Source organism: Paenibacillus sp. J31R30 (genome assembly GCF_059692115.1).
Map to the genome: position 1 here is coordinate 474905 of NZ_JCAUAV010000001.1, position 20612 is coordinate 495516.

Sequence of the window (20612 nt, forward strand, 5' to 3'; positions counted from 1 at the left end):
AAAGGGGATAATTAATGATTAAGTTACGTTTATTGAAGGCGCTTTTATTGGTTCTCGCTATGATGGTTACCCTGAATGCACTGCCAATGAACCCTGCTTATGCGGCAGATGAGTATGACACGTTGCGAGCGAAGTTTTATGATTTTACGATGGGAGGCCCGAGCTACGATCCTGAGGATCCAGACATCAGCGGCAAGATCACCAACATTACGACAGCTGCACAAACAAACTGGGATACGCTGAATAAAAGCACAGGGAGAACTTATTTGTGGAGTGATTTGGCCACGACAACGGAATCGGAGCATGTTTCCGGAAGCTACCAACGTCTAGAGGCGATGGCGCTAGCTTATGTAACGAGAGGTTCCTCCCTTCAAGGCAACTCAGCCATGTTAGCTGATATTATTAGCGGCATGGATTGGATGTACACGAACAGATATAACACGAGTGTGGCTAAAAGAGGTTATGACAATTGGTTTGACTGGCAAATCTCCTCACCACTGAGCATCAATAACATTACAACTTGGATTTATTCCAGTTTAACTGCCACTCAGATTGCCAATTGGCATGAGGTAATCGATTATCAGGCGCTTCAATGGAGCGCAGGTCTGACTGGAGCAAATCGTGTATGGGCTTGTAACATTAAAATTATGAGCGGAATTATTACGAAGAACAGTGCCAAGATCATTGAAGGTCGAGACCAGCTTAGTTCGGTATTCGATTATGTGACTTCTGGCGAAGGCATGTATAGCGACGGATCGTTCCTTCAGCATACGGCCCTCATTGCTTATAACGGTGGCTATGGTATTAACTTGATTGATAATTTGACCAAGGTGATGTATATCATCGCAGGTTCCACATGGGATATTACAGACCCGGATGTCGATAACATTTATCAATGGATTTACAATGCTTTTGAACCGCTATTTTATAATACATCCATGGTTGAGATGGTCAAAGGACGAAACATTTCAAGAAAAGGAAACGATGATTTGGGATTAACGTCGATGGGGACGTTAGGTGCTGCTGTGGCTAGGATGGCTTTGTCCGCCCCTTCCGCCGATGATCGCGCAGTGTTTAAATCCATGGTTAAAAAGTGGATGACGGAGGCTACGTCACCTACCAAGTATTCTGATTTGGTGATGATTAGCTCCATCGTGCAAGCGAAACAAATCATGAGCGATCCTTCGGTTACGATGAGAGATGCGCTTGTCAAGAACAAACAATACCCGAACATGGCTAGAGCGATTCACCTTAGACCAGGATTCGCTTTTGGTATCAGTATGTCTTCGAATAAAATCGGGAATTATGAACTCATTAACAATGAGAATTTAAAAGGCTGGCATACGGGTGACGGGATGACTTATCTCATGGATTCCGATTTGACCCAGTACAAGGATGCTTACTGGCCTACGGTAAACAGCTATCGCTTGACTGGTACGACCGTTAACCAGAACACAACGGCAACTGCTAATGCGAAAAACCCGAATTCTTGGGTTGGCGGCACGGAAATCTCCGGTTTGTACGGAGCTACGGGTATGCAGTACACCGCCAATGGTTACAATCTCACTGCGAAGAAATCTTGGTTCCAGTTTGATGATGAAATCGTGAGCCTGGGTGCAGGCATTACGTCCACAGACAACAAGGTTGTGGAATCGATTGTTGAAAATCGCAAGTTGAACAGCAGCGGTAACAATGCGCTTACGGTCAATGGTACTGCTAAATCAACAACGCTTGGTTGGAGCGAGACGATGACTGGCGTGAACAAAATTCACTTGGCCGGCAATGTGGCAGGGTCGGATGTCGGATATTATTTCCCGACAGCAGCGACAATTAAGGGCGTGCGCGAGGCGCGAACAGACAATTGGTATAGTATTAACCTTTCTGCAGATCCAGCATACTTGACGAACTATACACGCAACTACGTGAATTTCTGGTTCGATCACGGCACGAATCCGACCAATGGCACCTATGCCTATGTGACGCTGCCAGGCAAATCAAGCGGGGAGTTGGATACGTATGTCGCAAATCCGGACATCACAGTCGTTGAGAACTCGGTAGATGCACAGGCTGTGAAGGAAAATGCGCTAGGCATTCTCGGAATTAATTTCTGGAATGATGCTTCCAAAACGGTGAGTGGTGTCACCAGCAACAAAAAGGCATCCGTCATGGTCCGCACAGGCGAGAATGGAACGGAGGTTTCCGTTTCTGATCCAACACTGTCCAATACGGGCACTATTCAATTAACGATTGCGCAAAATCTGGGACCAGTTGCGTATAAGGATTCAAGAATCACAACGAGCTCGAGTGGCGGTACGACTACCCTCACGATTAATGTGAACGGTGCAGGCGGCAAAAGCATCAAGGCATTCTTTGCTACGCCAACTGGCGTTCCGATTGCCAGCTATACGGTGAATGAAGATTTTGACGACATGCTGCCTGGTGATCTGACAGGTCAAAACGGTTGGATTTTCAATAACGCTGGTGTGACTACGAATACCGTAGTTGTTCAGAAGGACAATGGCTCTGTCACGGACAAATCATTGAAAGTAACAACAGCTTCTACAAGTGGAAGTGCCGAAGCTTATCGTCTGTTTAATGCCCCTCAAGACGGCTATATCACAGCGGAAGCAACGGTAACGGCTGATGACACGAATTGGAAGAATGCTCTTATCATCTCGGACAACAGCCTGACTTCCAATAATGTCGCCACGCAATTGGTTATGCAATCCGGCAAAATTTGGGGCTACAACGGCAGCACCAAAACCGATGTGTTAACGGGGATTACGAGTGGTCAGCCGTATCGCTTGAAGGTTGTCATCAATACGTCTACGAAAAAATACGACGTCTTCGTCAACGATGCGCTGCTTGCTTCTGGCTGGAACTATCGATTCTCGGGTGTAACCGCACTTGATAAGGTTTCTACCTCCATCGCCGGCAACGCCAGCTCCATGAGCGTGGACGATGTGAAAGTATCCTACGCACCGTTTACGTTAACTTCCTTAATTAACGAGAATTTTAACGGCATGACGCTCGGCAATTTGAATGGGCAAGGCGGTTGGGTGTTCGATAACGGAGGCATCACTGGAAATACAGGTGTGGTGCAGACGGTGAGCGGATCGGATAAATCCGTCAAATTAACAACAACCTCCACTTCCGGCAAAGCCGAAGCGTATCACGGCTTTACCGCACCAGCAAACAGTACGGTTATCGCAGAAGCGACCATCATCGCCGATGACAACAACTGGAAAAATGCCTTGGTCGTATCTGACAGCAGTCTCACTTCGAGCAATATTGCCGCCCATCTCATTATGCAAAACGGCAGAATTTGGGGCTACAATGGTGGCACTCAAACGAACATTGTGACCTCGACCACGAACGGTGAACCCTACCGTCTAAAAGTCATCATCAACACAGCAACGAAGAAGTTCGATGTCTATGTGAATGGCGAGCTGCGAGGCTCACAGTGGAATTATCGCTATGCCAGCTTGACCAAGGTCGATAGGCTGGGTTCAGCCATTGGCGGCAACGCCAGCTCGATGAGCGTTGATGATGTCAAGGTAAGCTATATTCCATAAGGCTTTCAGTTAGATTAGCTTAAGATCTAGTCCACTCAGATGCTCCTCTTTTATTCGTTTGGTTTAGTCATAATCCATTCGTACAAGAGGAGCTTTCTTTTAATTAACAGGATTCTTGTATATTGTTTTAACGTTAAATAGCCACGTATAATCCGAGCGGAGAGACAATTTATTTATGAGAGGAGTTACTTATGTTAAAAGCTAAAGGACTATTTTTGAAAGCGCTTGTATTGGTGCTAGCTCTGGTAATCAACGTAGTGGCAATACCGGTTCAACCTGCCTATGCGGCAGACGAGTATGACACCTTGCGCGCGAAAATGTACGATTTTACAACAGGAGGATCGACGTACGATACGAGTGACCCGGACATCAGCGTCAAGGTCACGAATATTACGACGCTTGCTCAGACGAACTGGGATTCGATGAATAAGAGTGCAGGAAGAACGTACCTGTGGAGCGACTTGGCAACGACAACGGAATCGGAGCACGTGTCCCAAAGCTATCAACGTTTAGAGGCGATGACGCTCGCTTATGTAACGAGAGGTTCATCCCTGAAAAACAACGCAACATTGCGTGCTGATATTATCAGCGCCATGGATTGGATGTATACGAACAGATACAATACCAGTATTCCTAAAAGAGGGTACGACAATTGGTTTGACTGGCAGGTTACTTCACCGCTAGTTATCAATAATATCACGACTTGGTTATATGACAGTTTAACCCCAACCCAGATTAGCAATTGGCATGCCGTTATCGATTATCAAGCGCTTGTTTGGGGTGCCGGCTTAACTGGAGCCAATCGCGTATGGGCTTGCTACATTAAAATTCAAAGCGGCATTATCGTCAAGAATAGCGCCAAAATTATTGAGGGCAGAGACCAGCTTAGCTCGGTATTTGATTATGTGACTTCCGGAGAAGGCGTGTACAGTGATGGTTCCTTTCTTCAGCATACCGCACTCATTCCCTACAACGGGGGATATGGTACAGCTTTGCTCGATAATTTGACAAAATTGATGTATGTCGTAGCTGGGTCTACTTGGGATATCGTAGATACGGATGTGAATAACATTTATCAATGGATTTATACGGCTTTTGAACCGCTCTATTATAATAACTCCATGTTTGATAATGTCAGAGGAAGAGGTATTGCTGGTTTCAGAGACGATGATAAAGGATTAACTTCGATAAAAGCGATTGGGCCTGCCGTCGTTCGGATGGCACTGTCCGCACCAAATGCCAGCGATCGGGCTGCCTACAAATCGATGATTAGAAAATGGTTGCTGGAAGCCACTTCGCCTACGAAGTATGCGGATTTGGTCATGATGAGTGATATCGTCCAAGCGAAGCTTATCGAGGCGGATACCTCTGTTACGCCAAGAGCACCGCTGATCATGAACAAACAATACCCGAATATGGCTAGAGCCGTGCACCATAGACCGGGATTTGCCTTTGGTATCAGCATGTCTTCCAATCGAATCGGGAATTATGAACTTGTTAATGAAGTTAATTTAAGGGGATGGCATACCGGTGACGGGATGACCTATCTATATAATTCGGACTTGACTCAATATAAAGATTCCTTCTGGCCTACTGTGAATAGTTATCGCATGCCAGGTACGACCGTTAATCAGAATACCACGGCTACTGCCAATGCCAAAAATCCGAATAGTTGGGTCGGAGGCACAGAAGTCGCAGGCTTGTACGGAGCAACAGGCATGCAATACACGGCCAATGGCTACAATCTCACAGCGAAGAAATCCTGGTTTATGTTTGATGATGAAATCGTGAATTTAGGTTCCGGCATTACGTCTACGGACAATAAAGTTGTCGAAACGATAGTCGATAACCGCAAGCTGAACAGCAGTGGAAATAATGCGCTCACGGTCAACGGTGCCGCTAAATCGACTTCACTCGGGTGGAGCGAGACGATGACTGGCATAAATCGCATTCACTTGACCGGGAGTGTGGCTGGCTCGGATGTCGGTTACTACTTCCCTACAACAACTACAATCAAGGGATTGCGTGAAGCGAGAACAGACCAATGGTCGAGTATCAATCAATACAATCTTGGCACCGATTACACGACGAATTTTACACGCAACTACATGAATCTATGGTTCGATCATGGTACGAATCCAACGAATAGCGGGTATGCCTATGTGCTTCTGCCAGGCAAGTCTAGCAGTCAATTGGACACCTATGCCGCAAATCCAGACATCACGGTAGTTGAGAATTCGACAGATGCGCAGGCTGTGAAGGAAAATGCTTTGGGCATACTCGGAATTAACTTCTGGAATGATGCTTCTAAAACAGTGAGCGGTGTCACCAGCAACAAAAAGGCGTCCGTCATGGTTCACACAACCGAGAACGGAACTGAAGTTTCCGTATCGGATCCAACGCTTTCCAATACGGGCACGATTCAATTGACGATTGCGCAAAATCTGGGGCCGGTTGCTTATAAGGACTCACGAATCACGACGAGCACCAGCGGTGGTACGACGACGCTCACGGTCAATGTGAACGGAGCTGGGGGCAAAAGCATCAAAGCGTTTTTTGCAACGCCGACAGGAGTTCCGATTACTGGCTATACAGTGAATGAAGATTTCAACGACATGCTGCCTGGCACGTTGACCGGGCAGCATGGATGGATTATGAATAATGCAGGCGTTGCTGCGAACACTGTTGTTGTACAGCCGACCAACGTAGATAACACGGAAAAATCGCTGAAAGTAACAACAGGCTCAACAAGCGGAAGTGCCGAAGCTTATCGTCTGTTTAATGCCCCGCAAAACGGCTACATCACAGCGGAAGCGACTGTCACAGCCGATGATGCCAATTGGAAAAATGCGCTTATTGTCTCGGACAGCAGCATAGCGTCTAATAACAATGCCGCTCAGCTCGTCATGCAAGCTGGCAAAATTTGGGGTTACAACGGCAGCACCAAAACCGATGTGTTAACGGGAATTACGAATGGTCAGCCGTACCGATTGAAGGTCGTAATCAACGCGTCAACGAAAAAATACGACGTCTACGTCAACGATGCACTGCTTGCGTCGGGCTGGGACTATCGTTTCACAGGCGTGACAACGCTCGACAAGTTCTCTTCCTCCATCGCGGGTAACGCGAGTTCAATGAGCGTGGATGATGTGAAAATATCGCATGCACCGCTTACGTTAACTACCCTCATCAATGATAACTTTAACAGCAAGACGATCGGCAATTTGAATGGGCAAGGCGGTTGGGTGTTCGATAACGGCGGCGTCGCAGGGAACACGGGAGTCGTACAAACGGTGAGCGGATCGAACAAATCCGTCAAATTGACAACAACGTCCACTACTGGCAAGGCCGAAGCGTATCAGGTGTTTACCGCGCCGGCAAACAGCACCGTGATTGCAGAAGCGACTGTGATCGCCGATGATGACAATTGGAAAAATGCGTTAGTCATCTCTGACAGCAGCCTCACTTCCAACAACAGTGCTGCGCATCTCATTATGCAAGCCGGCAGAATTTGGGGCTACAATGGTGGGACTCAAACGAACATTCAGACCTCAACCACGAACGGTGAGCCTTATCATCTGAAAGTAATTATTAACACAGCCACGAAAAAGTTCGATGTCTACGTGAATGGTGAGTTGCGTGGTTCGCAATGGAGTTATCGCTACGCTGGGGTGACCAAGGTCGACAAGTTGGGCTCGTCGATCGGCGGCAACGCGAGCACTATGAGCGTGGATGATGTCAAAGTGAGCTATAATCCATAACTTTCAACAAAGAAGCCTGAGGATCTCACAGGTTTCTTTGTATTCTCATGCATGTTAACCCTGCAAAGAAATGTAGATTGATGAGCCGTATCAAACTCGGTATGTTAAACCTGTTAGCTAAGAAGCATAGGAGGATTAGTTATGCCTGCAACGATTGAGACCTATTCCGTGCCTTCCATTTACTCGGAATCAACGTATTACTCGGTAAAAGCTGATCAAATCGGCATACCAGTGATCTCATTTTTGACGGATCGTGATTATGATTACGCTCATTTCTCCTTTTCTGGCAGTGCGACCCTTACCATTACGGTGTGCGAGCCGATCGATACGTATTCAATAAGTCCGTTAGCGTTTGAGATTCAAGGGAATGTAATTGGAAATGAGCTAACCTTCGATCTGAATGAGTCACGTTATCTCATTGTGAAAATCAACAATTTAAAGGAACTCGTCCTCGTCGCAGATCCTTTAGAAGTGAACGCTCCACCTTCAACTGGTGACAGCATTTATCATGTGGTCACCGATTATGGTGCTGACCACACGGGGACAACGATGGCGACCACAGCGATTCAAGATGCTATCAATGTTGCAAGCTCAACTGGTGGTGGCGTAGTGTATGTGCCCGAAGGCGTATTCCTGATCGGCAATCTGATCCTAAAAAGCCATGTTACCCTCTATCTGCAAGGAGGAGCCGTGCTTAGAGCGACCGATCATAAAGAGGAGTATACGATTGATTTTCATAAAGATAGTCTAAACCTGGACGGAACTTGGCTCATCCAAACAGAAGCCAACTCCACGAATATTGCGATCACAGGGAGAGGTACGATTGATGGGAACGGTTCCTGGCTGAGAGCGAATCAAAACTTTGTTAGCAATTTAATTGTGCCTATAGCTACATCCAACTTTACGATCGATGGCATTATAGGTCGAGATGCCGGTCTCTGGGCGCTCATTCCCACTCGCTCTAATCATGTCAAGATTGCGAATTATAAGGGCTTTCAATCGCTGGTCGATTATGAGGATGACGCCATTGATATCGTAGAGTCACAGCACGTGCTGGTTACACATACCATTGCGATTTCGGAGGATGACCCGTTTTCAACGAAAACCTGGAATGAAGCAACGGATATAGCTAAAAATTGGCCGGGATCGCCTCAAGTGCTTGAGCATGTGACGTTTGATGATTGTGTAGCATGGACCTGCTGCGCGGCATTTAAGGTAGGGATGGGCGTAGAGCAAGCGCAAAGGAATGTCGTTTTTAAAAATGGATACGTTTATCAAGCTAGTCGTGCGTTAGCGATTCACCACCGCTTTGGTACGTTTCCTGCGGAGCATATCACCTTTGAGAACATCGATATTGAGCAAGTCATTCATACAAGAAACGGCCCGTATTGGCTGCATTTGGAAATCGAAGACAGTGGAAGAGGGATTGGTCCCGTCAACCAAGTGATCTTGAAACATATTAAGGTGCGTGATCAAGGACGGCTCCCGTCCATGCTGCGTGGAACAGATCCTTTTCTGATCGAAAATGTTACCTTTGATCAAATTTATATGATGGGCAGCACGAGGCCGGCAGCTACGTTGGATGAAATGAATATCCGCAATGCCGAGCTATACGTTTTAAATGATATCCGATGAGAAGGAAGTGTTCTAATTGCGCATACTGCTTTCTGACTTACCCTATAGCGGACAAATCGCACAAAATCAATCCCAAAAACCGTGGGAACAGGCTTCGGGTTGGCCATGCCGTTGGGTGACATGTGCAGAGGCTGACAAACCTCCCTATGTCATCGTGTACCGTTGCAAATTTACGCTAAGTGTGGCTCGTCGAATTAGGGTTCACGTATCTGGCGACGAAAGATATGAGCTGTATCTGAATCATAAAAGGATCGGCCGAGGCAGCGAGCGTGGAGATCGCACCAATTGGTTTTATGAGACGTATGAGGTGGAGCTTCCGGCTGGAGAACATCAATGGATTGCCCGCTGCTGGACGATTGGCAAGCATAAGCCGTGGGCGCAGGTCAGCGTGCAGCCAGGATTTCTGCTTAGCCCGGATGATGAAGCACTCGCGCCTTTAATGGGTACCGGCGTTGCGCAGTGGGAAGCGAAGCCAATGCCGGGCTATCGATTCATTCCTACACACTCCGGCATCGGTACAGGCGCAAAGCTGGCTATTGATGGTTTTGCTTTTAATTGGGATGCCTTGGCTGGAGGAGGCGAAGGTTGGCTTCCGGTACAGCCGAGTGAGAAAGTTTACCATAGGTTAGATAATTACCATTTTACGTCGGTACAGCGACTTATGAACCCATCTACCTTGCCTGCGATGCAAGAGGTTCGGTTTACGCCTAATGCTGTTCGCTTTGTGGAGCAAGCAGGTATCCTAGAATCAGAGGGACAACCGATCGACGTAAGTCGCGATGTCCTAGATGAACACAAGAGTTGGCATGATTTGCTTACGGGACAACCGATGTTCATTCCTGCTTATACCCGAAGACGCGTCATTATCGATTTAGGTAATTACTATTGCTTCTATCCTGAGCTTATCGTATCGGGAGGGAAAGGCTCCGTCATTCGACTTCATTGGGAGGAATCCTTGTACGATGAAGCGCAAGGTGGACGCAAGACGAATCGGAACGAGATTAAGGGTAAATGGTTTAAAGGTATCGGTGAAACGTTTCGTCCGGATGGCGGACCCAGCCGGAGCTTCGATACACTATGGTGGCATGCGGGACGTTATGGCGAGCTAATCGTGGAAACGGACAGCGAAGCGCTTTACTTTAATGAATTTAAACTGCTGGAAACGCGATATCCCTTGGAATTGGAAGGCTCGATTCAGTGTAGTGACGAACGCTTAAATCAAATCGTTACCCCGTCTTTCAGGACACTGCAAATGTGTGCACATGAAACGTATATGGATTGCCCTTTTTGGGAGCAGCTCATGTATGTGGGGGACACCCGCATTCAGTCGCTGGTTACCTTTGTGAGCACGCTCGATGATCGATTACCCCGAAAAGCTTTGGATATGTTCCGAGCTTCGCGCAACAACCATCTCGGACTTGTGAACTGCGCTTACCCAGATCAAGGTGGGAAGCATATTTCCTCCTTCTCCTTGTGGTGGGTGGCGATGGTCTACGATTATGCCCTGTGGAGAGGAGACACGGCATGGGTTCGTTTCACGATGAGTAGCGTTCGTGATGAACTGGATCGGTTACTGCTCCACCGTTCAGCGAATGGGGCAGTAAAGTTGCCGATTTCGTGGAACTTCATGGACTGGCAGACCGCACCTTCCGAGGCATGGAGCTCCGGTACACCGCCGCATGGAGCGGATCGCTTGAACGCGGCCTACAATTTACAGATGATTCATACGTTGGAGCTGGTCGCCAAGCTTGAAGCTTATTTAGGCGAGTCGGAGCTGGAATCTCGAGCACTACGGCAAGCGAAAGAACTAAGCAGCGTGGTCGAGAAGCTGTTTTGGAATGAGGAGCGAGGGCTGTTTGCTGACGATACTGGTCATCAGTATTACTCGGAGCACCCTCAGGTGCTTTCCTTGTTGTGCGAGTCGATTTCACTTGAACGCAACTGTCGCCTCGTACCTGAAATGCTCAAAGCTACCGACTTGATGCGCACGAGCGTCTATTTCGATCATTATACATTCGATGCGTTAGCGTCAGCTGGACACGTGGATGAGCTGCTGGTCCGACTCGAGCCATGGTTTGGCATGGAAGCGAATGGACTTAAAACGACGCCGGAAATTTTTCTAGACTCGACGCGTTCAGACTGTCATGCGTGGGGCGCTCACCCGATCTATCATCTGTACACCAACTTGCTAGGCATTCGCCCGGCATCGATGGGTTTTACATCGGTCGTTATTCGTCCGCAGCTAGGATCATTAACAAGTCTGCACGGCAAGCTGCCGCACCAGAATGGGTTTATTGAAGTGAAAGTGGAGCGTCAGGAAAGCCAGTGGCTCGTTGAAGTTACATTACCGCAAGATTTGCCCGGCGCGTTGGTTTGGGGCGATGCGAGTTATGCATTGAATCAAGGGCGGAATGAGTATAAGTTTCTGTTATGAAGGAAAATGAAGTTTTGCTGCTAGGAGATAGTCTAAGTGGAGGCACTCCTAGCTTCGCCTAACTCGAAAAAATCGAGTTACGCGTGATGAGCGTGGCCAAAGGAGTCTCGTAACTCGAAAAAATCGAGTTACGCGTGATTAGCGTGGCCAAAGGAGTCTCGCAACTCGAAAAAATCGAGTTACGCGTGATGAGAGTGGCTAAAGGAGTCTCGTAAGTCGAAAAAATCGAGTTACGCATGATGAGAATGGCTAAAGGAGTCTCGTAAGTCGAAAAAATCGAGTTACGCATGATGAGAGTGGCTAAAGGAGTCTCGTAAGTCGAAAAAATCGAATTACGAGAGTCAAAAGTGGTCTCAGGTGTCACCCAACTATATAAACTCGGTCTAGTAAGCACAAATGTTAACTCCGCGAAAGGTTGTATATTGCTCCTTCATCACATCGAGGATAGAATAGTAAAATAGAAACCCTTATATGATGAAGGAGAGAGCCCAACTTGAGAAGAAATTGGTTCCATCGCTTGCTACTTTCCTACGTTCCTGTGCTTATTATAATCGTCTGTTTATTCGTATTTATCGGAGTTGTTCAATTAAACGATTTATCCCGTAAAGAGGCGCTGAAATCCAGTGGCGTTTATGTGCAAAATATACAGAATAGCATCGACATGTCGTTGAACTCCATTGAAATGATGATGCTTGAAACGATAACTCGCAATGTTAACATGATGACATTCGCTGGGATGCAAAGTGATACTAACTTTTTTATTGAGCTTTCTCGGTTGCTTCAGAGCTTAACAGCTACCAATCCATGGATTGATTCTGCCTATTTGTATAGAGCAGGTGATGGGACGGTAATAAGTGATAAAACAAAACTGCATGTCGATTTTTTTGGAGACAAACAATTCATTGAAAGTCATATCGATCATCCTGAGCTAGCTAGCTGGAGTCTGCCCCGTCCCTATCGAATGTTAAAAGATGGGAATCTGGAAGGATCAGTCATTTCCATGGCCAGGGGTATTCCTTTGCAAAGTAAAGGTATCGCTATGTTTGTTATTAATGTGAAAGTTGGCGCCATTCAAGAATTCCTAAGCAAGTATGGTATATCTGAAGTGAATCAGATTGCTCTTAAAGATAGTCAAGGACAGAAGATATATGAACAAAAAGGCAAGGATCCCAAGGTTGATGATATCACAATCATATCCAACTACACAGGTTGGACCTATACGAGCTCGCTGAAGAAGGAAGAGCTGGGCAATATTTTTAACTATATGAAGAGTGGTTGGTTTATTGTTGGCTTCCTGGGACTCCTGCTAGCGATAGGCTGGATTGTGTATATTACCCGTAAAAATTATAAGCCGATTGAAACGATCATGTCGCGAATTGAGAAGTACAATCAGGTACATAAAGAGCATCCGATTCAAGGACCTACGGTGGATGAGCTTAGTTATATTGATTACACGCTCAGCAGCATCATTGAGGTCAGCGAGGAGTATCAGAATCAGAGTCTCGTGAATCAGAAGTATCGTCGCGTACAGCTATTTCATGAAGTCGTGGATGGCAACCGTTCGATAGATCAGTTCGAGTGGAACAATGAGATGGCGGAGCTCGGCATGAAGCAATTGGGCGGTGCGGCAGTTAGTATTGTCGAAATTGATAAATATATTGAGTTTATTAGTGGGCATTCACGTGAAGATCAGGGGCTATTTAAGTATATTTTGAAAAAAGTCGTAGAAGAAACGGCGGAAGCCCGCGGTTTGCGCATTTGGCAGGAATGGGTCACCAACCATCGGTTATGTATGATTGTTCTGGAGGAACAGCATGAGACTCGTATGGAGTCACTGTTGTTAACGCTGACGGATCAAGTTCGTCAATGGTTGCAGGATAATTTGAAGTTAACCGTGACATTTGGTTTGGGGTCTACCGTAACGGATGTGCAGTCGATCTCTCAATCTTATGAATTGGCGGCAAGGGCGCTGGATTACAAGTCTGCGCTTGGAAGTAATCGGGTCATCGGCCACTGGGAAATTGAACTGTTGTCACATGATGATCTTTACGTGTACCTCCAGTATGTACGGACAATTGCTCAAGCCTTCCGCGTTGCCAACGATGGGTGGCAGGAGCAGTTGAAGCTGCTTTTTGAAGGATTGCGCAGATTGATGCTTCCCAAAGAAGAGATCAGCGGCATTCTCAGCTATATGAACTATTATTTCTATCGGGAAATGATGGAGCTGCCTCCTGAATACCAAGACTTATGGAATCGGGAATTCCGGACACCTTGGGATGAAAATATGGAGACGCTCGAAACGCTGGATGAGTTGGAATCCTTTTATTCAGCAACGATTTCTTCTTGTGCGAAAAAGATGGAAGCCATTCGTGAGAGCAAGGGAAATCACGGTGTGGTGCAAAAGGTCAGAAATTACATTGAAACTAATTTCAGCGATCCGGACCTCTCTTTATCGAGCCTTAGCGAACAATTTAACATGAACTCGTCCAGTTTAAGTACGTTATTCAAAGAAGATTTTGGGGAGAAGTTCGTTGTCTATCTGTGTCAAATACGGATGGAGCATGCGAAGGAATTGCTAAGAACGACATCTCTGCCTATACAAGAAATTTCGGAGAAAGTTGGCTATTTGCATCAAATGTCCTTTATTCGAGCTTTCAAGAAAATGATTGGCACAACGCCAGGCGATTATCGAAAAGTTCATCAATAGGTTCGACATACATGTTAACTGAACAAAGAATTGTAGATTGAAGAGAACCTCCGAAGTAGGTAAAGTGAGTGAAAAGTGACGCGATGTTGCCTTTCACCTACTCTTACTTTCGGAGGTTTTTATGTCAAATATATGGGAACAATTGCTTCATCCCCCCAATGAGTATCGGTCCATCCCTTTTTGGTCATGGAATGATAAATTGGAGACCGCTGAATTAGTACGACAGATTGAAGAGATGCATAAAGCGGGGATCGGCGGCTTTTTCATGCATGCGAGAGGTGGACTGCAAACCCCCTATATGGGTGAGGAGTGGATGGAAGCGATTCGTGCCTGCATTGTAAAAGGTAAAGAACTAGGCATGACATCATGGCTGTATGATGAAAATGGATGGCCGAGCGGATTCGCTGATGGCAAGGTGCCTAGCAAAGGGCTCGCGTATCAGCAGAAAAAGCTGGTGTATGAACACGCACCATTCCAAACCCCAGTAGATTATACGATTGCTTACTATGAGCTGACGGAGAACGGATATCGGTTGCTAGGGCAGGATGATGAGGGGAAGGCCCAGCTTCGAATCTATTATGAAGTGAATCCATTTTATATAGATTCCCTAAGTATGATGGCGGTTCAAGCGTTCATAGACTCCACCTATGAAATTTATTGGGAGCGCTTCGGGGAAGAGTTCGGCGATGTGATCAAAGGCTTTTTCACGGATGAGCCCCAATTTGCGCGTGGGCACTTGCCATGGTCATTTGAAATAGAGGCTGCTTTTCACGCTGCGAATGGGTATGATTTGAAAGAAATTTTGCCAGCTCTGTTCCTCCAAACAGCTGATTGTGCGAAAGCCAGATATGACTATTGGGCGTGCGTAACCGCCATGTTCACGAAGGCTTATGCTAAGCAAATTGGCGATTGGTGTGAAAGTAAGGGCTGGTCATTCACGGGACATGTGGTAGACGAGCAAGCGCTGATGATTCAGGTAACTTCTGTTGGGGATCCCATGGCGTTTTATGAACATTTACACATGCCAGGCTGTGATTGGCTTGGTCGGTTTATTAGTGAAGAGCCGATTGTTCCTAAGCAGGTAGGATCGGTGGCTCATCAGCTCGGGAAAAAGCATACGATCACCGAAAGCTTCGGTTGTTCAGGTTGGGATATTAGCTTCGAGGATTTGAAGCGAATTGGTGAATGGCAGTTCGTCCATGGCATTACGATGATTTGCCAGCATCTGCAGAGCTATAGCTTGAAGGGCCTGCGGAAGCGGGATTACCCGCCTTCCTTGTTCGTCCAGCAGCCTTGGTGGGATGATTATAAGAGCTTTAATGATTATTTCGCTAGATTGTCAATGCTGCTATCAGAGGGAACCAGACAAGTCGAGGTACTGCTCTTGCATCCGATTCGCAGTGCATGGACCTTACAGCGCGGAGTAGATCGCTCTGACATTCCGCCATATCACGAGGCTTTCGCGGGGCTGTCCCGCTGGATGTGCCAAGCCTTTGTCGAGCATGATTACGGCAGTGAAAGTATCATCGAGGGGCACGGCTTCGTGAAGGATGGTCAGTTCGTCATCGGGGAAGCGGCTTATCGTGTTATTGTACTGCCGCCAAGTGTTGCGATAAGCCGCACGACACTAGAGCTGTTGAAGCAATTCGTTCTGCAAGGCGGGCAATTGATTGCTACTGCACCATACCCTCAGTTCGTTGAGGGTGAACTAGACCGTGAACTCGAGCAGCTGCTCGCGCAAGCGAACAAGCCGGACTGGTCGGCGGAAGCCATCGTCAGCGCGATAACGAAGGTGAGTGCGCCTTCGATTCGGATGACGGACGAGAGCGGAGCTACGATCGCTGTGGATACCGTCAACGTGCAAACCTTGGAGCTCCAGGGTTCACGCTTGTACTATGTCGTCAACTCCGGTCAAGAGCGCTATGCTCAGGTTGAGATCGAGCTGCTTCACAAAGGGAAAGTGAGCGTTATTGACCTTGCGAGCGGTGAGGTAGGCGCCCTTGAACAGGAAGAAACAGTCGATGGCATTCGGGTTCAGCTTCCGCTTCATCCAGGACAATCCTATATGCTTAGGCTAGAGCCTCACATGGGACAGCTACCTGAGAGAATGGGGCAAGCCGCTGGCACGGGGGAGAACGCATTCTCACCACTATGTATGCTAAATCCTAGTTGGAACGTCGTTTCCGTCACGCCAAACAGCCTCACTTTAGACACGTGTCGCTTACGTGTGGAGGATGGCGAATGGTCACAACCGCAGCCGGTCATTCTTTTGCAAGAACAATTATTGGCGTTTGGTCGACCTGTCCTGATTGAATTAGACTTTCCATTCCAGGTTGGCTGGGAAACGGGGTATGACCGTACGTTACATGTTGTGATGGAAAGACCTGATTTATTCGAAATTGAAGTTAACGGAATGGCTGTCTCCTCTGTAAGCTGCGGCACTTGGAGAGATGTGGCTTTCCACAAAATCGACATCAGCGGCAAGGTTCATAAAGGGGAGAACCACATTCGATTGCGAACCAATTTCGCTAATTCTCCTGAGATCTATCAAGCGATTGAAAATGCCAAGCAATTTGAATCAGAAGGCAATAAATTAACTTTTGATATGGAGATTGAAAGTATCTACCTGTTGGGTGAGTTTGGCGTTGAGTCTACCTCCAGCTATGCATTTGGTGAACGAAATGCTGTTCAAACGGAGGGACCTTTTGTTCTCGCGGAGCTTCCTTCTGTTGTAGATACAGCTGATTTGGCTCAGCAAGGGTTTCCTTTCTTCGCAGGCAAGATTCGCTTACAGCAGCAAGTTGTGTTGGATTGGAACGAAGGGGCAAGCGCAACGTGGAGGTTTGGAGAAGCACCCCATGCCGCCGTCAGTAAGCTGTGGATCAATGGTCACGAAGTTCGAACATTCCTATGGGAACCGTATGAAGCCGATATTAGCGAGTGGCTGGTCACAGGCGAGAATCGTATCGAGCTCGAGCTTACGAATAGCTGCCGTAATCTTCTTGGACCTCATCATCATATCCATGGTGAGATTTATAAAGTCGGTCCATCTAGCTTCACGAATACACCCGGCTGGACGGACAAAGGGATTCCTCAGGGTGTCTCGATGTATGTAGACCGCTATACGTTTGTTCGTTTCGGGCTACGCGTGGCGCCAAGTATTGTGGTGAAGTAGTGTCGCGTTGATGAACAAAGGAAAAAGGGGTGAGCGAAGCTCACCCCTTTTTTCGTGATTCAAGCAGGCTAACTCTAAGGAGTAACCTGAACGTAATAACTGCTCAATTCATCTCTCTAAATCGCTCCGGTGTAAACCCGACTTGCTTGCGGAAGCTGGCAATAAAGTGACTCACATCACGAAAACCTACGTGAGCAGCAATATCTTTAATCGCTTGATGTCGGTCGCTAAGCAGCATCTCTTTGGATTTGCGAAGCCGCATCATAATGAGGTAAGCGTAAGGTGAAAGGCCGAAAGCATGCTGAAACAACGTATTCATATGTCTCGGTGTGACTCCAAGAACAGCAGCCATTTGTTCAATCCCGGTATTTGGATTCGCGAAGTGAGCTTCTAGCCATTCCGTTAAGGGCTGCAAATGAAGCATCTGATTGCCAATCGAGGTGCGCTTATTGATTTGGGCGTGCTTTTTAATTTGAATCAAAAAATGATACAAATCTGCGGAGGCATCGTAGCCAGAGTAATCGGCTTTGGACGCCAAGTTAGTCAATATATCTGAGAGAGCTGAATGTAAAGGACCTTCGGCATCCCAACGGAAAAGGGCGGACTCCAACATTTCTAATGTGCTTAAGATCGTGTGTACACAGTTGCCTCCGAACGTGACATACTGTGTGCACCAAGTATCGGTGACGGCATAATAAGAATGCGGTACGCCTGGGAGCAAAAGCACGCCTGTTCCTTTCGGCAAACGAACCTTCCTGTTGTCCATCACAAACTCCCCTTCGCCCGCATAAGTTTGCAACCAATGATAATAAGGAAAGCCTTCATCTCTGATGCGTGTTTCTTGATCTTCATGATGACCGATGCTATCGATAAATAAGGGGTAAGGTTGAGCTGATTTAGGTGTTAATAGAAATCGGGTATGCATATCGACTCATCCTGTTCCATTTTCTTATATTGGGATGCAAATATATTATATTTTAACATGAATATGAATCCAATATAATGTATTTATTCTTATATGAAATTCAAATGAAGAGGTGCGAAGCGTGATACATACAAAGCTGCCTAAGATCTGGTATGGTGGGGATTACAATCCGGAGCAATGGGATAAAGAGGTCATGGATGAAGATTTGCGGATGTTTAAACTTGCGGGGATTGATGTTGCGACAATCAATGTATTCTCGTGGGCGCTATCACAACCGAATGAAGATACGTATGATTTTACATGGCTGGATGAGATCATCGAGCGTCTCCATGCCAATGGAACCTACATTTGTTTAGCTACAAGTACAGGTGCTCACCCGGCGTGGATGGCAAGGAAATATCCGGATGTTTGTCGGGTGGATTTTGAAGGACGCCAACGTAAATTTGGCAAAAGGCATAATTCATGTCCCAATAGTCCCACGTTCCGTACGTATTCGGAGCGTATAGCTGACAAGTTAGCTGAACGCTACAAAAATCATGGAGCCATTCTGATTTGGCACGTATCCAATGAATATGGCGGATATTGCTACTGTGATAATTGCGCTGGCGCATTTCGCACTTGGCTGCAAGAACGATATACGACGTTAGATCAATTAAATCAAGCTTGGTATACAGGATTCTGGGGTCACACATTCTACGACTGGGAAGAAATTGTGCCGCCTAATGCGCTTACGGAGGAAACGCCTGGTGATCGTTCCTTCTTTCAGTCAATTTCATTAGATTATCGCAGATTTATGTCCGATAGCTTGCTAGATTGCTATAAATTGGAGTATAACGCGATCAGACGTCATTGCCCAGAAGCACCTATAACCACGAATTTAATGGGTCTTTACAAAGAATTGGATTATTTCAAATGGGCGCCGTATTTAGACGTGATCTCATGGGACAACTATCCGTCTTTGGATACGCCGATCAGTCTGACATCCATGACACATGATCTCATGCGTGGACTGAAGGACGGTCAACCGTTCATGCTGATGGAACAAACACCTAGTCAACAGAATTGGCAGAAGTATAACTCGTTGAAGCGTCCAGGCGTCATGAAGCTTTGGAGCTATCAAGCGGTTGCACACGGAGCGGATACTGTCTTATTTTTCCAACTCCGTCGTTCCGCAGGTGCTTGTGAGAAGTTCCATGGGGCAGTCATTGAGCATGTTGGACATGAACATACACGCGTATTTCGAGAGTGCGCGGAGCTAGGGCATGAGCTTGAGCGACTATCAGATAAAGTACTGGACGCAAGAGTCAAAGCACGTGTCGGCATTGTGTTCGATTGGGAAAACCGCTGGGCTGTCGGGCTCTCGAGCGGTCCTACAATCGCCCTGAATTATATCGATGAAGTGCATAAATATTATGACGCCCTTTTCCAGCAAAATATTCAAGTTGATCTCATTGGCACCACGACGGATCTTGCTGGCTATGATATCGTCATTGCACCTGTTCTTTATATGGTGAAAGCGGGATATGCCCAACGTGTGGAAGAGTTCGTTCATGCCGGCGGAACCTTTCTTACTACCTTCTTCAGCGGCATCGTCAATGAGCATGATCGCGTAACGCTTGGCGGTTATCCAGGCGAACTGCGGAAGGTTCTTGGTATTTGGGCGGAGGAGATCGATGCATTGTTCCCCGAACAGAGCAACCAAATCCAGCTGAATGAGCAATGGGGAGGGCTTGACGGCAGCTACCAATGCGGCATTCTATGCGATTTAATCCATGCTGAAGGCGCAGAAGTGAAAGCCGTCTATGGCAAGGATTTCTATCAAGGCATGCCTGCACTTACGGTGAATACATACGGAGCTGGCCAAGCTTGGTATGTAGCCTCAAGTCCAGAGCCAGCCTTCTTACAAGGTCTGCTTGGCAATTTGTGCCGAGATAAAGGAATTACGGCACCAATTTCACCTGTGTCCGGGGTTGAGGTTTCAACAAGAACGGCCCACAATGACGATGCATTCGTGTTTATTTTGAATCATAATGATCAAGATACACTTATTTCGTTGGGAGACGTGAAGGGGACGGATTTAATTTCCGGGAAGTTTATGGAACGTGAAGTTAATCTTGCGCCTAAAGCTGTACTTATTATTGCTACTTAGCAACAACAAACAATTATGACTTATTAGTGGGGCACTTTACTTCAAAGTGTCCTACTTATAGGTCATTTTTATTTTTCTTCATTACCCGGGTAATAATTGAAATGTTCTAAAGAAAAAATGTGTGTTGTGAACGAACAATTTATTTCATAAAATAACACTAATACGAGTTACACGAGAGGTTCGGCGTCTTTGATGACGAATAAATAAAGAGCAGGTCGTGCACATTGTGACAAGCATCTAAATCATGGGAT

Annotated in this window: 8 protein-coding genes; 7 read left to right on the forward strand and 1 reads right to left on the reverse strand. The window is 46.7% G+C overall.

Annotated elements, in window-relative coordinates:
- Nucleotides 1-14 precede the first annotated feature (14 nt).
- From AC58QO_RS01570 to AC58QO_RS01595, 6 genes are all read left to right on the forward strand, one after another.
- The gene (locus tag AC58QO_RS01570) at nucleotides 15-3575 is read left to right on the forward strand and encodes a polysaccharide lyase family 8 super-sandwich domain-containing protein (protein ID WP_497263423.1); all 3561 of its coding nucleotides are present in this window, start codon (nucleotides 15-17) and stop codon (nucleotides 3573-3575) included.
- Between the two features lie 191 nt (nucleotides 3576-3766).
- Nucleotides 3767-7336, forward strand: coding sequence for a polysaccharide lyase 8 family protein (locus tag AC58QO_RS01575; RefSeq protein ID WP_497263425.1), 3570 nt, complete (start codon nucleotides 3767-3769; stop codon nucleotides 7334-7336).
- Between the two features lie 141 nt (nucleotides 7337-7477).
- Nucleotides 7478-8971: a glycoside hydrolase family 28 protein gene (locus AC58QO_RS01580; RefSeq protein ID WP_497263427.1), complete on the forward strand. Its 1494-nt coding sequence runs from the start codon at nucleotides 7478-7480 to the stop codon at nucleotides 8969-8971.
- A gap of 16 nt (nucleotides 8972-8987) precedes the next feature.
- Complete coding sequence (locus AC58QO_RS01585) at nucleotides 8988-11405, forward strand: alpha-L-rhamnosidase-related protein (protein WP_497263429.1); 2418 nt, start codon at nucleotides 8988-8990, stop codon at nucleotides 11403-11405.
- Between the two features lie 493 nt (nucleotides 11406-11898).
- The gene (locus AC58QO_RS01590; protein WP_497263431.1) at nucleotides 11899-14112 is read left to right on the forward strand and encodes a helix-turn-helix domain-containing protein; all 2214 of its coding nucleotides are present in this window, start codon (nucleotides 11899-11901) and stop codon (nucleotides 14110-14112) included.
- Nucleotides 14113-14233: 121 nt separating this feature from the next.
- Complete coding sequence (locus AC58QO_RS01595; RefSeq protein ID WP_497263433.1) at nucleotides 14234-17287, forward strand: glycosyl hydrolase; 3054 nt, start codon at nucleotides 14234-14236, stop codon at nucleotides 17285-17287.
- 103 nt (nucleotides 17288-17390) lie between these two features.
- Here AC58QO_RS01595 and AC58QO_RS01600 read toward each other — a convergent pair whose 3' ends face one another.
- Nucleotides 17391-18212 carry a helix-turn-helix domain-containing protein gene (locus AC58QO_RS01600; protein ID WP_497263435.1) on the reverse strand — a complete coding sequence of 274 codons (822 nt, stop codon included), beginning with the start codon at nucleotides 18210-18212 and terminating at the stop codon, nucleotides 17391-17393.
- A gap of 121 nt (nucleotides 18213-18333) precedes the next feature.
- Here AC58QO_RS01600 and AC58QO_RS01605 point away from each other — a divergent pair, with 121 nt between their 5' ends.
- Entirely contained in the window at nucleotides 18334-20361 is a 2028-nt protein-coding gene (locus tag AC58QO_RS01605) for a beta-galactosidase (RefSeq protein WP_497263437.1), read from the forward strand.
- The last annotated feature ends 251 nt before the right edge of the window (nucleotides 20362-20612 follow it).

What these genes read in the sequence shown, in the direction of transcription:
- AC58QO_RS01600 (WP_497263435.1), bottom strand. Translation starts at nt 18,212, where the DNA reads ATGCATACCCGATTTCTATTAACACCTAAATCAGCTCAACCTTACCCC.
- AC58QO_RS01575 (WP_497263425.1), top strand. Translation starts at nt 3,767, where the DNA reads ATGTTAAAAGCTAAAGGACTATTTTTGAAAGCGCTTGTATTGGTGCTA.
- AC58QO_RS01595 (WP_497263433.1), top strand. Translation starts at nt 14,234, where the DNA reads ATGTCAAATATATGGGAACAATTGCTTCATCCCCCCAATGAGTATCGG.
- AC58QO_RS01580 (WP_497263427.1), top strand. Translation starts at nt 7,478, where the DNA reads ATGCCTGCAACGATTGAGACCTATTCCGTGCCTTCCATTTACTCGGAA.
- AC58QO_RS01570 (WP_497263423.1), top strand. Translation starts at nt 15, where the DNA reads ATGATTAAGTTACGTTTATTGAAGGCGCTTTTATTGGTTCTCGCTATG.